The 13890-nt window shown below is 39.2% G+C and carries 14 protein-coding genes and 1 riboswitch; all 14 genes read left to right on the top strand.

Annotated elements, in window-relative coordinates; all coding sequences use genetic code 11:
* The first annotated feature begins 13 nt into the window (after positions 1-13).
* The 14 genes from I573_RS08795 to I573_RS08730 all read left to right on the top strand — a co-directional run bounded on the left by I573_RS08795 (position 14) and on the right by I573_RS08730 (position 13885).
* Positions 14-2434 (top strand): ABC transporter permease, encoded by a 2421-nt coding sequence (locus I573_RS08795; protein ID WP_016185364.1) that lies wholly within the window; start codon positions 14-16, stop codon positions 2432-2434.
* Between the two features lie 13 nt (positions 2435-2447).
* Positions 2448-3413, top strand: coding sequence for an aromatic acid exporter family protein (locus I573_RS08790; protein ID WP_016185365.1), 966 nt, complete (start codon positions 2448-2450; stop codon positions 3411-3413).
* 15 nt (positions 3414-3428) lie between these two features.
* Positions 3429-3932, top strand: coding sequence for a hypothetical protein (locus I573_RS08785; protein WP_016185366.1), 504 nt, complete (start codon positions 3429-3431; stop codon positions 3930-3932).
* A 13-nt stretch (positions 3933-3945) separates the two neighbouring features.
* The gene (locus tag I573_RS08780; protein WP_016185367.1) at positions 3946-4548 is read left to right on the top strand and encodes a glycoside hydrolase family 73 protein; all 603 of its coding nucleotides are present in this window, start codon (positions 3946-3948) and stop codon (positions 4546-4548) included.
* A gap of 13 nt (positions 4549-4561) precedes the next feature.
* Positions 4562-5251 carry a beta/alpha barrel domain-containing protein gene (locus I573_RS08775; RefSeq protein WP_016185368.1) on the top strand — a complete coding sequence of 230 codons (690 nt, stop codon included), beginning with the start codon at positions 4562-4564 and terminating at the stop codon, positions 5249-5251.
* A 72-nt stretch (positions 5252-5323) separates the two neighbouring features.
* A riboswitch (purine riboswitch) is annotated at positions 5324-5420 on the top strand.
* A 112-nt stretch (positions 5421-5532) separates the two neighbouring features.
* The gene (locus I573_RS08770) at positions 5533-6114 is read left to right on the top strand and encodes a xanthine phosphoribosyltransferase (RefSeq protein ID WP_016185369.1); all 582 of its coding nucleotides are present in this window, start codon (positions 5533-5535) and stop codon (positions 6112-6114) included.
* On the top strand, positions 6114-7418 hold the full coding sequence (locus tag I573_RS08765; RefSeq protein ID WP_016185370.1) for a nucleobase:cation symporter-2 family protein: 1305 nt from the start codon (positions 6114-6116) through the stop codon (positions 7416-7418). Before I573_RS08770 ends, I573_RS08765 begins: the two co-directional genes overlap by 1 nt.
* A gap of 45 nt (positions 7419-7463) precedes the next feature.
* Entirely contained in the window at positions 7464-7949 is a 486-nt protein-coding gene (gene purE / locus I573_RS08760; RefSeq protein ID WP_016185371.1) for a 5-(carboxyamino)imidazole ribonucleotide mutase, read from the top strand.
* Positions 7933-9060: a 5-(carboxyamino)imidazole ribonucleotide synthase gene (gene purK / locus I573_RS08755; protein ID WP_016185372.1), complete on the top strand. Its 1128-nt coding sequence runs from the start codon at positions 7933-7935 to the stop codon at positions 9058-9060. The genes purE and purK overlap by 17 nt, the downstream gene beginning before the upstream one ends.
* 12 nt (positions 9061-9072) lie before the next feature.
* A complete protein-coding gene (gene purB, locus I573_RS08750; RefSeq protein ID WP_016185373.1) occupies positions 9073-10371 on the top strand; it encodes an adenylosuccinate lyase in 1299 nt (432 codons plus the stop codon).
* A 123-nt stretch (positions 10372-10494) separates the two neighbouring features.
* Positions 10495-11661, top strand: coding sequence for a betaine/proline/choline family ABC transporter ATP-binding protein (locus I573_RS08745; RefSeq protein WP_016185374.1), 1167 nt, complete (start codon positions 10495-10497; stop codon positions 11659-11661).
* Entirely contained in the window at positions 11661-12299 is a 639-nt protein-coding gene (locus I573_RS08740; RefSeq protein ID WP_016185375.1) for an ABC transporter permease, read from the top strand. The genes I573_RS08745 and I573_RS08740 overlap by 1 nt, the downstream gene beginning before the upstream one ends.
* Positions 12299-13219 carry an osmoprotectant ABC transporter substrate-binding protein gene (locus I573_RS08735; RefSeq protein ID WP_281168764.1) on the top strand — a complete coding sequence of 307 codons (921 nt, stop codon included), beginning with the start codon at positions 12299-12301 and terminating at the stop codon, positions 13217-13219. Before I573_RS08740 ends, I573_RS08735 begins: the two co-directional genes overlap by 1 nt.
* A complete protein-coding gene (locus I573_RS08730) occupies positions 13220-13885 on the top strand; it encodes an ABC transporter permease (RefSeq protein WP_016185377.1) in 666 nt (221 codons plus the stop codon).
* Positions 13886-13890 lie beyond the last annotated feature (5 nt).

Below are 13890 nucleotides of genomic sequence, written 5' to 3'. Positions count from 1 at the left end.
AGGTGGACGATCAATGAAAAAAACATTATTAAAAACCAGTTTGCGTGAAATTAGGACAACGCCAGGACGTTTTTTGTCACTGATGACGATTATTTTGCTCGGAGTAGCTTTTTTTGTAGGTATCAGTGCCACTGGGCCAGACATGAAGCAAGCGGCAAAAACATATTATGAACGAACAAATTTAGCAGACATGACACTCTATACACCTAATGGGTTCCAATCATCATTTGTAGAAAAAATCAAGACGGACTCTTTAGTAAAAGAGGTAGACACACAAGATAGAGTAGATGTGACGCAAAAAAACACACAAGATGTGATTCGACTATTTTCTTACAACGATCCTAAAATCAATCAACTCGAATTGATTGAAGGACGGATGCCAAAGCAAAAAAATGAACTAGTTATCGATGCTTTAGCAAAAGAGACAAAGGGGTATCACTTACAAGATTCGATTACGTTTGAATCCAATGATCAGTTACATGAAATGACCTATACTATTGTGGGATATGTCGCGAGCCCTGAATTTTTATCAAAAGATAATCGTGGGACTACGACATTAAAAAATGGTTCATTGACCTACTTTGCCTACGCGCTACCCGATAATTTCAAGATGGATGAAGCCAATCAAATCGCCTTGACGTTTAAAGCAGGAACGACTGCAAAACAAAAAGAACAGGCAAAAGCGAAGTTTGATACTTTGTTTAAAGAAGAGTTGAAAAAACAAGCAGCTACACTCCCTGAAGTAAAACAACAGGCCTATTTGATGCAACCACTTTTACTGACGACACGTGCGGATTTACCTGGTTATGAAGAATATGAACAAAATGCAGATCGTATTTCTTCCTTATCCACTGTCTTTCCCGTTATTTTCTTTTTTGTGGCAGCCTTAATTAGTTTGACCTCAGTGAGCCGGATGGTAGAAGAAAAACGCTTAGAAATCGGAACGTATTTTGCATTGGGCTATCGACCAACAGAGATTGCCTCGAAATTTTTGATTTATGTGACGCTTGCATGTGTCAGTGGGATTTTGCTTGGTTTAAGTATAGGGTTTTATTTGTTCCCACGTATTATTATTGAAGCGTATGGACAAGTCTATGACATTATTGGGTATCAAACGCCTTGGCAGTGGCCGTTGGTTTTGATTGCTTCAGGTGTTTCACTGCTGTGTACTGTTGTTGTAGCCATTTTTGTCGTACGTGTGGAATTAATTAAAGTTCCTGCAGTATTAATGCGTCCTAAGGCACCTAAAGCAGGTAAAAAAATCTTACTTGAGCGACTACCTTTCTTTTGGCGCCGATTAAGTTTTACGTACAAAGTAATGTTTCGCAATTTGTTTCGCTATAAGGCGAGAATGTGGATGACGATTTTAGGGATTGCAGGTTGTACAGCGATGATCTTAACGGGGTTTGGATTGAAAGATTCCATCAGTGAAATGATCCCGTTACAGTTTGATAAAATTTGGCGCTACGAGGCTATCGTAACGTTAAGCCAAGAAAATCAGCCAACAATTGAAAAACTATCCGAGACGAAAGATGTAAAAGCTGTCTTGCCGATTTTTACACAAGAAGTCACCACAACAAGTTCAGCCTACGCCAAACAAACGGTATCGATGATCGTACCAGAAACGAAATCTGAAGTCCCTGATTTTTATGCATTACATCAAGCAAAGAATAATAAACCTCTATTGCTAAGCGATGATGGAGCTATCGTAACGCAAAAGCTAGCCAACTTATTTTCATTACAAGTAGGCGATTCAGTTGTTGTAAAACAAACCAATAATCAAGAATTAACCATAAAAATTGCGGGGATCACGGAAAATTATGTCAATCATGCACTATACTTGACCCCAACTTATTATCAAGAGGTCGCTAAAAAAAATCCAACGTACACGACAGCTCTGGTGACCTTTGATCAATCGCTATCTTCCAAACGCCAAGATGAGTTGACGTCTACTTGGATGAAAGAAACAGACGTTATCAATGTGAGCTATTTAAGTAAAGTGAAGACGGAACTAGAAAGTTCGTTAGGCGTTTTGACGATTGTGATGTGGGTATTGATTATCTCAGCAGGATTATTGGCCTTTATTGTCTTATATAGTTTAAATACAATGAGTGTAGCAGAAAGAGTGCGTGAGTTGTCCACAATCAAAGTATTAGGATTTTTTGATCGTGAAGTGACATTTTATATCGTTCGTGAAAATATCATTTTATCGACTGTAGGAACACTCGTCGGCTTAGGAATGGGCGTGTTGTTGCATGCGTTTGTGATCCAAACAGTTGAAATGGATACGACCATGTTCTCTCCAACGATTAATGGCATCAGTTATGTCTATTCGATTGGGTTAACGTATCTATTTGTTGCAATTGTCGGTGTGGCGACACATCGTACATTGAAAAAAATTAACATGTTAGATGCGTTAAAAGCGAATGAATAAAGGGGTTTGATAGATGAGGATCGGGTTACGAACAGTAAAAACAGCGATTGCAAGTGTACTCGCAATGTATATCGCACAATGGATTGGGTTACACTTTGCCGCTTCTGCGGGAGTGATCGCGATTTTAAGTTTAGCTGGTACGAAAAAAAATTCGTTACACACAGGAATTGAACGTTTACTGTCATTGGTTGTGGCAACACTCGTTTCATTTTGTATTTTTGAATGGGTAGGCTTCTCACCACTTTCATTTGGGATCTATTTATTGCTTTTTATCCCGATTGTTGTAAAGTTAAAGTTAACAGAAGGGATTGTGGTGAGTTCGGTACTAGTGACTCATTATTTAACAGAAGCTCATTTTTCGTTATCGTTGATTGGAAATGAATTTTTGTTAATGGGGATTGGCGCAGGAATGGCGGTCGTTATGAATTTATATATGCCTGATCGTAAAAAAGAACTTGTCAAACAACAACGAGCTGCAGAGGAACTATTTCGAGCATTATTATGGGATCTATCGATTTGGCCAACTGGAGATCAATTGGCACAATTGATTGAAGACAGTCGCGACTTGATGAAAAAACTACATGAAGGACAAAAACAAGCGCGATTGTATCAAGAAGATCATTTTTTCGAAGAGCCAATCTATTTTGAAGAATACTTTTTGATGCGAAGTGCTCAAGTACGAATGCTACAAGATATGCTGATACTGCAACGAACGATTGCTGTAGATAGCGCTCTACTAGTAGAATTAAAAGAAGTATTGGCCTTTACTGCTCAGACATTTGCTGAGAAAAATGATGGTACGCTCTTGCTTGAAAAAGTCGAAGCACTCTTTTTATTTTACCAGCGACAAGCACTCCCTAAAAATCGTGACGAATTTGAGAATCGCGCGCGTCTATTTCAATTTTTACAATCATTTAAAGGATTTATCGAAATTAAATCTGAATTTTTCGATACATTTCAACATGTAGTTCAAAAATAAAAGGAGGAAAATAAGATGCATTCAATTTATGTAGAGATTGTCACCCAAACAATTTTAGAAAAATATTCTTCAGAAGAGGAATTTGTACTCCATACATTAGGGTTAACGGATGGAAAATGGCGTTTATGGAAAGAAGGAATGACAAATCTTTCGCCAGAATTAAATCAAAAAATTGTGAATTTGTTCAGTGACTATGAATGGATGGTCGTTCAAAAAGTACTACGTCAAAGCGTGATTTATCCTGAAAAACGAACAGTTGCGATGGAAGACTATCGGAAAATGAAATTAAAAATCGCTCAAGAATGGTTACAACATGGATTAGGAACGGTGGAACTGTTACCTCAAGACTTGCAACAAAATGGTCAACAGTGGTTAAATCTTAAAGTCACGATCTCTTATGGAGAATGGGGATTTGATGACGTCTTAAGTTTTAGAGTTCCAGCAGTATTACAAAAAGCGATCACTAGGGAACCACAAGCACTCATCGAATGGATGAATGAGCGCTTAGAAGAAATTTAAAAAAAGAGGGATCATGAAAAAAAAGAAACGACAACGTCAAAAAATAATGATTTTACTGGGACTAGTGATGATTTTAGGTGCATTTATGTTTTCATTAAAACAACTGACAACACCTATTTTTCGCTATATTACCCAGAGTGAAACAACGCAGCCTGTAAGCCGAGAAGAATTTGTGAAAACATTAGCACCACATGCTAAAGAATTACAAGAAGGGTATGGCATTTTGCCTAGTATTATTTTGGGACAAGCCATTTTAGAATCAGACTGGGGCCAAAGTGAGTTAGCCAGTAAGTACAACAACTTATTTGGGATCAAAGCCTATGGAAATCAAAAGAAGATCAAACTTGATACGCAGGAATTTGTGAATGAGCAGTGGATTACGATCAAGGGCGATTTTCGAGTGTATGATTCTTGGGAAGCTTCGATGGATGATCATACCTTGTTATTTGTTAATGGTGTTACTTGGAATCCACAAAAATATGAAGCGGTATTGACGGCTTCAAACTATCAAGAAGCTGCAGAGGCCTTGCAAGCAGCAGGATATGCAACAGACCCAACATATGCTGCAAAAATCAAGGCAGTGATTGAAGAAAATGCATTATACCAATACGACTAAAGGAAGCGATCATATGGAGTCATTTGTACCTGAAATCAGCTCAGCATTGCGTCAAGATATTGTTAAAGTTCCCGAAGTAATCAAAAAAGCAAGTGGGATTCGATTATTTGGCAAAAAAATCAAATCGATTTTATTTTCTACTGATATTGCTGTGATCCATAATACGAATGCAGATGCAGTCATTGCAGTATATCCATTTACTCCTCATCCAGCAATTACGAAAAGTATTATTGAATCAGCGAATATCCCGGTCTTTTCAGGTGTGGGAGGAGGCTTAACACAAGGACAACGTTGTGTGTATATGAGTCTATTTGCAGAAGCGCAAGGTTCTTTAGGTGTTGTGTTAAATGCACCGACACCTGTTCAAACGGTCAAATCAGTCTGTAAAGTAGTCGATATCCCAGTCATTAGTACGGTAACGAGTCGCTACAGCGATATCGAAGAAAAATTAGCAGCTGGAGTAAAAATCATTAATATCAGTGCGGGAAAAGATACAGCAGATACTGTCCGGTATTTTCGTACAAAGTATCCTGAACTACCGATCATTGCCACTGGTGGGCCAACGGAAAAAGAAATTTTAACAACGATCGAAGCTGGAGCGAATGCAATCAGCTATACGCCACCGACGAATGGTGAATTGTTTAGCGTTAAAATGAAAAAATACCGTGAATCTGAAAAAGAACAGTATGATTCCGAACATTAACGAAAAAAATAGGTCTTTACCTATTTTTTTTCTTGTTTTTTTAAAAAATTATCGGCATAATAAAACTTGAGTTTTTCATAATTAGTCCTTACTTATATATCGTCGTAATTGGTCGACAGTTTCTACCTGATACCGTAAATATCAGACTATGAGTAAAAAAGTACGCTGTTTAAGTGCGTCTTTTTTGCCCTACGCAAAAAAGATGCACTTTTTTTTATTGACGGATACTGACATAAGTTTGGCTATGAAAAATACCTTATCAAAAGTCAAAGGGGTTCAGTATGAAAGCATTACAAGATCGTATCAAACAAGATGGCAATATTCTAACAAAAGGAGTATTAAAGGTTGATTCTTTTATCACACATCAAGTGGATCCTGAATTAATGGAAAAGATCGGGCAAGAATTTGCTCGTAAGTTTCGCACACAACAGATTACAAAAGTTGTCACGCTTGAATCTTCAGGGATTGCACCTGCACTTTATACTGCACAAGCATTAGGGGTACCGATGATTTTTGCACGTAAAGCGAAAAGTTTAACGATGGATGAGGAGTTATTAACGAGTGAAGTCTATTCGTTTACCAAGCAAATCACTAGCCAAATTTCGATCTCTAAAAAGTTTTTACATCAAGAAGATCGTGTATTGATCATCGATGACTTCTTAGCAAATGGCCAAGCTGCGAAAGGGTTGGCGGCATTGTGTCAGCAAGCTGGTGCCACAGTCTGTGGAATTGGGATCTTGATTGAAAAATCATTTCAACCTGGACGAGCGCTGTTGGAATCGATGGAATTACCTGTCTATTCTTTAGCTCGAATTGCTTCATTAGAAAATCAACAGATTGACTTTTTAGGAGATGACGAATAATGCCGACACATCATACAAAAGCTTCTTTAATCGGAATTCAGCACTTACTTGCGATGTATGCAGGTGCAATCGCCGTTCCTTTATTGATTGGAACAGGTTTAGGGTTATCAAGTGAAGCACTGACATATTTACTTTCAATCGATATTTTAATGTGTGGTGTTGCGACCTTGTTACAAGTGACAATGAGCCGTTATTTTGGTATTGGCTTGCCTGTGATGTTAGGATGTGCGATTCAAGGCGTAGGACCGGCTATTTTAATTGGGCAGCAATATGGCTTACCGGCTGTATTTGGTGCGGTCATCGCTGCAGGTGTATTTTTGATGGTATTCGCACGATTATTCTCAAAAATCAAACGATTGTTTCCACCGATCGTAACTGGAACTGTCATTACAACGATTGGCTTAACCTTAATTCCAGTTGCAATCGAAAAAATGGGCGGTGGAAATCAAAGTGGAGAAAACTTTGGTTCATTTATGACCCTATTACAAGCGTTTATTACGATCGCGTTGATTTTAGTGGTACAAGGATTTGGTAAAGGCTTTATTCGCTCGATCTCAGTATTGATCGGACTTGTTGGCGGAACACTTTTTACGATGTTGACGACTGGGATTTCAACCCAACCGATCCAACAAGCGACTTTGTTTCAAGTTCCAAAACTATTTTACTTTGGGATGCCGACATTTCATTTGGTGCCGATCGTCTTAATGATTATTATCGTAACGGTATGTATGGTGGAATCGACTGGTGTGTACTTCGCTTTAGCTGAGCTTAGCGGAAAAGAACTGTCAACAAAAGATTTAGAACGTGCTTATCGTACAGAAGGATTTGCGATTTTACTTGGTGGATTGGTGAATACGTTCCCGCATACAGGGTTTTCACAAAATGTAGGCTTGGTTCAATTGTCTAAGATCACCTCACGTAAACCAATTGTGATTGCAGGAAGTTTACTGGTTGTGTTAGGTTTATTTCCTAAAGTTGGTGCTGTAGCGCAAGTGATCCCAGAACCTGTATTAGGTGGGGGGATGCTTGTGATGTTTGGAATGGTTGCTGTTGCTGGATTACGCATGCTGAGTCAGACTGATTTTTCAGATGAACGCAATTTATTAACGGTTGCCATCTCATTAGGATTTGGCCTTGGGTTTAATATGATGCCAACACTTTTTGCACATTTTCCGGAAGCTATTCAAATGTTTACCAGCAATGGGATTGTGATGAGTAGTATTAGTGCAGTGTGCTTAAATAGTGTATTTCATATCAACAAACGTAAACAAAACAAAATGTCCATAGCAGATACGTCCCTTTAGACGTATGTGCTTTTTTGGGCACCAGTTAAACAAGGAGGAAGTGGAATGAAACAAAAAGTGGCCGTGATTATGGGGAGTAAATCAGACTGGGAGACGATGAAAGAAGCGTGTCTGATACTAGAAAAATTTGGGATTGCGTATGATAAAGCTGTTGTTTCGGCTCATCGTACACCAGACAAGTTATATACCTTTGCCCAACAAGCTCGCGATAACTATGATGTCATCATTGCTGGTGCTGGAGGGGCGGCACATTTACCAGGAATGGTTGCCGCAAAAACAACATTACCTGTAATCGGCGTACCTGTAAAAAGCCAAGCACTAAGTGGGATGGATTCACTATTATCGATTGTACAGATGCCAGGAGGGATCCCAGTAGCAACGACGGCAATTGGAAAATCTGGTGCAATTAACGCTGGACTACTTGCGGTGCAAATCTTTTCCATATATGATAGGACTATAGCAGAAAAACTGACATCGTATCGAAATGAATTGATGCAAATCGTGGAAGAAAGTAGTGATCAACTTGAGTAATCTATTGATGCCAGGCGCAACGATTGGAATCGTTGGTGGCGGACAACTTGGAAGAATGATGGCCATGAGTGCCAAAACTATGGGCTTTAGAGTGGGTGTATTGGATCCAACGAATGATTGCCCCGCAGCACAAGTTGCCGATTGGCATATTGTTGCCGATTATGAAGATACACTGGCGTTAGGAGAACTAGCTAAACGTAGTGATGTCTTGACCTATGAATTTGAAAATGTAAGTGTTGAGGCATTGAATCATTTATCAGCAGATGCTTCGATCCCACAAGGAACTGACCTATTAGCAATCACTCAAGATCGCTTATTAGAAAAAGCTTTTTTGGAAGAACAAAATATTGTGATCGCGCCCTATGCAACGATCATCAGTCCAACAGATATTCAAGACGCGATTGATAGCTTAGGGTATCCGTGTGTATTAAAACAAACGCGCGGTGGTTATGATGGAAAAGGACAGCTTGTGTTGAAAAGTCGTAGCGACGTTTCAGAAGCGATGACCTTATTACGTCAAGGAACTTGCGAGTTGGAAGCCTGGATTCCATTTGAAAAAGAATTGTCCATCTTAGTGGCTGGAAATGGACGAGAATTTACAACGTTTCCTGTAGTTGAAAATGTGCATCGTAAAAATATTTTATACCAAACCATCGCACCTGCGCGTATTCCAGACGAAGTCGTAGCTGAAGCAAAACGAATTGCCTTGGTTCTTGCGCAAGCGCTCGATCTTCGAGGTGTTTTAGCAGTAGAAATGTTTCTGACTGCTTCAGGAAGTCTTTATGTGAATGAATTGGCGCCAAGACCACATAATTCTGGACACTATACGATTGAAGCGTGTACGATGAGTCAATTTGACGCGCATATTCGTGGGATTTGTGGTTGGCCGCTAGCACCCGTACGTCAAACGACACCTGCTGTAATGGTCAATATCTTAGGGATCGAATTGCAAAAATCTTATCTGATGATTCCTGAAAAACCGCATTGGCAATTTCATTATTATGGAAAAGACAAAGCAAAGATTTACCGAAAGATGGGACATATCACGATCCCAACACAAGATCTTGAGCAAACATTAGAAGAAATCAAACAAACGAAAATTTGGGAATAAGAGGAGACTTATATGTTAGAACGATATACACGACCAGAGATGGCCGCTATTTGGACAGACGAGAATCGCTATCAAGCTTGGTTAGAAGTTGAGATATTAGCAGATGAAGCATGGGCTGAATTAGGCGAGATTCCAAAAGAAGATGTGCAAAAAATTCGTGAACATGCTTCATTTGATAGTCATCGAATCTTGGAGATCGAAGCACAAACTCATCATGATGTCGTGGCGTTTACACGAGCAGTTTCTGAAACTTTAGGTGAAGAACGCAAATGGATTCACTATGGCTTGACTTCAACAGATGTTGTAGACACCGCGTATGGTTATCTATTAAAGCAAGCCAATGATATTTTACGTAAAGATTTAGTTCGTCTAACAGAAGTGATCGGCGCTAAAGCCAAAGCCTATAAACATACTGTTATGATGGGGCGCACTCATGGTGTACATGCAGAGCCAACAACATTTGGGTTGAAACTTGCTTTGTGGTATTCAGAGATGAAGCGCAATATCGAACGCTTTGAGCATGCAGCAAAAGGGGTTGAGGCAGGGAAAATCAGTGGAGCAGTAGGAACATTTGCGAATATTCCACCGTTTGTGGAAGGGTATGTTTGTGAAAAACTAGGAATCAGAGCCCAAGAGATTTCGACTCAAGTCTTACCGCGTGATCTACATGCAGAATATGTGGCTGCGATGGGATTGATTGCAACCAGTATTGAAAAATTCTCAACAGAAATTCGTGGATTGCAAAAATCAGAAACTCGTGAAGTAGAAGAATTCTTTGCTAAAGGGCAAAAAGGATCCTCTGCGATGCCACATAAACGCAATCCGATTGGTTCTGAAAATATGGCAGGACTTGCTCGTGTCATTCGTGGTCACGTATTAACAGCTTATGAAAATGTTCCGTTATGGCATGAACGTGATATTTCACATTCTTCAGCAGAACGTATTATTTTACCTGATACAACGATTTTATTAAACTACATGTTAAATCGTTTTGCACGTTTAGTAGAGAATCTAACGGTCTTTCCAGAAAATATGCGTCGAAATATGGATGCAACATTTGGCTTGATCTATAGTCAACGTGTGTTGCTAAAATTGATCGATCATGGTATGACCCGAGAAGAAGCCTATGATCTAGTACAACCAAAAACTGCTCAGGCTTGGGATGAACAACGTTTATTTAGACCACTTTTAGAGGAAGATCCAACTATTATGGCGACGTTGACAAAAGAAGAGTTAGACGATGCTTTTGATTACAACTACCATTTAAAAAATGTCGATTTGATTTTTGAGCGTGTAGGCTTAGGTGAATAGTTTTTTAAGAGATATCCGAATGGATGTCTCTTTTTTTATTCAAAAGCGTTAAAGTAGAAAAAACGCGTGTATTCCTTCATAATAAATAGAAGAACAATAACGTATAAAAGGGGGAACGAACACATGATAGAGTTTCAGCATGTATCGAAAATTTATAAAGGCGGCAAAATGGCAGTTGAAGATGTCAATTTATCGTTTAATAAGGGAGAATTTATCTGTTTCATTGGGACTAGTGGAAGTGGGAAAACGACTTGTATGCGGATGATCAATCGGATGAATGAACCAACCAAGGGGAAAATCTTAATCGATGGGGAAGATATTGAACAACTTAATCCAGTAGATCTTAGAAGAAAGATTGGATATGTGATTCAAAGCATTGGATTGATGCCTCATATGACGATTCGCGAAAATATTACACTCGTTCAAAAACTTTTAAAAGTCAGTCAAGAAGAACGGGATAAAACTGCTGAAAAAATGATTGATCTAGTGGAATTACCACGTGAAATGCTTGATCGATATCCGGCAGAATTATCTGGAGGACAACAACAACGTATCGGGGTGGTACGTGCCTTAGCGGCAGATCAAGATATTATTTTAATGGACGAACCTTTTGGTGCATTAGACCCGATTACACGTGATGCTTTACAAGATTTGGTGAAAGATCTGCAAGAGCGGTTAGGAAAAACGATTGTCTTTGTCACACACGATATGGATGAAGCTTTAAAATTAGCCAATCGTATTGTGGTGATGAGTGAAGGGAAAGTGGTCCAATTTGATACGCCAGAACATATTCTACAAGCACCAGCAAATGCATTTGTTGAAGAATTGATCGGAGAAGATCGACTGTTACAAGCGCGTCCTGATGCCACGACTATCGGTGAAGTGCAATTAGCTACTCCAATTACGATTACTGAGGAAAAAACATTACAAGAAGCGATTCGAATTATGCGCAATAAGCGAGTGGATACGTTGCTTGTGGTAGACGATTCGGAACAGTTAACTGGATTTATTGATGTGGAAATGATTGATCGCGCGCGTAAGGTGAAGCAAACTGTTGCAGAAGCGATGGAGACCAAAGTATTTTATGTTCGTCAAAGCTCGCTGTTGCGTGACACATTACAACGTATTTTAAAAAGAGGAATCAAATACGTACCTGTTGTAGATGATCAAAATCGCTTGATTGGAATTTTAACACGTGCTTCTCTGGTCGATCTAGTGTACGACGTGATTTGGGGAGAGGAAGATTCAATTAGTGAAGCGTTAGAAGGTACAAGAGAGGAGCGAGCATAATGCAAGCTTTTTTTGAAAAATATGGTGTCGAAATGATTCAAAAAAGTTTCGAACATTTGTACATCTCAGCGATTGCACTAGGACTTGGAATCTTAATTGCAGTCCCTTTAGGAATCGCTTTAACGCGGTCTAAAAAAACAGCGAGCTTTGTGATTACTATAACCAGTGCGTTGCAAACGGTCCCTTCGCTAGCCTTGCTTGCGTTGATGATTCCTTTATTCGGTGTAGGAAAAGTACCTGCGATTATTGCATTGTTTATCTATTCCTTACTTCCGATTTTACGTAATACGTATATTGGAATGAATAAAGTCAGTCCAGAATATAAAGACGTCGCAAAAGGGATGGGGATGACTGATCTTGAATCGATCGTACAAGTGGAATTGCCTTTAGCTATTCCGACGATCATGGCCGGAATCCGTTTAGCTGCGGTGTATGTGATCGCATGGGCGACATTGGCCTCTTATATCGGTGCAGGTGGATTGGGAGATATGATTTTTAGTGGGTTGAATAATTATCAACCAGATTTAATTTTAGCTGGAACCATTCCTGTGACGATTTTAGCGTTACTCGCAGATTTCTTGCTAGGTGGCTTAGAACATCTCTTTACGCCAAAAGCATTGAGGGGGACAGATTTATGATAAAACGTATGCTTACAGGGATGACGATTCTTTCTTTAACCTTACTTTTAAGCGCTTGTTCGTTTCCAGGTCTCGCATCGAATAAATCAGATAACACGATTGCCATTACAGGTGGAATCACATCAGAGTCTCAAATATTAGGAAGTATGGTCGCTGAAATGATTCAACACTATACAGATAAAGAAACGACAGTGATCAACAATTTAGCGACGACAACGATCAATCATCAAGCGATGATCAATGGCGATGCTGAAATTTCAGCAGCACGCTATACGGGAACAGATTTAACGACGACGTTAGGACTAGATCCATTAAAAGATCCGACACAAGCGTTAGAAAAAGTAAGTAAAGAATTTAAAACACGTTATGACCAAACATGGTTAAAACCTTATGGATTTGATAATACGTATGTCTTTTTAGTTCGTAAAGATACAGCAGAGAAATATAATCTCAAAACAGTCAGTGACTTAAAAAAAGTTGCTGATCAATTGAGTGCTGGAGTAGATACTTCGTGGATCACGCGTAAAGGTGATGGATATGAGGGATTTCAAAAAGACTATGGATTTTCGTTTAAAACGATTTTACCCATGCAAATTGGATTAGTCTACGATGCTGTAGCAGCTGGTAAAATGGATGTGGTTTTAGGCTATTCTACAGATGGTCGAATTGCAAGTTATGATCTAGTGATGTTAGAAGACGATCGCAAATTTTTCCCGCCATATGATGCCGTTCCAATTATTAGTGATGCATTGGCAGCAGAAATGCCGGAATTACCGGATATTATCAATAAACTAGGTGGTAAGATTTCGACTGAGGAAATGCAAAAGTTGAATTATGAAGCAGACAACAACTTAGTAGAACCAAGTGTCGTAGCGAAAAAATTTTTAGAAGAACATGACTATTTTGAGGGGGACAAGTAAATGGATCTACAAAATATGAATGTATTTCAGCAGTTTATCTATTACTTTAGTGAAAATGGTGGCTATGTATTTGAACAGTTTGTTCGTCACTTTTTGATTTCGATCTATGGGGTCGTATTTGCCGCGATCGTAGCGATTCCAGTCGGGATAATGATTTCGAAAAAGCGAAAATTGGCAAACTGGATTATTCGACTCGCGAACATCATTCAAACGGTTCCTTCGTTAGCGATGATCTCGATTTTAATGATTGCATTTGGCTTAGGGATCAATGTCGTGATTATTACGGTATTTTTGTATTCCTTACTGCCTATTATCAAAAATACGTACACTGGAATGGTCCAAGTTGATCGTGCGATTTTAGATGTTGGAAAAGGTATGGGGATGACGACCTTTCAACGATTGTATATGGTAGAACTTCCACTGGCGATTTCAGTCATTATGGCAGGCATTCGAAATGCATTAGTTGTAGCAATCGGAATTACGGCGATTGGAGCATTTGTTGGAGCTGGAGGTTTAGGCGATATCATTATCCGAGGAACGAATGCTACAGATGGTGCCTCGATTATTCTAGCCGGAGCACTGCCTACAGCGTTGATGGCGATTATTTCAGATTTTGTCTTAGGAAAAATCGAGAAACGTCTTGATCCAGTGGTAACCAAACAGTAAAAGGA

Origin of the sequence: Enterococcus sulfureus ATCC 49903, assembly GCF_000407605.1 — a bacterium.
GTDB classification, from domain to species: Bacteria; Bacillota; Bacilli; order Lactobacillales; family Enterococcaceae; genus Enterococcus_G; species Enterococcus_G sulfureus.
The sequence above is the reverse complement of the archived record's forward strand: the minus strand, read 5'-3'. Positions and strand labels throughout refer to the sequence as shown.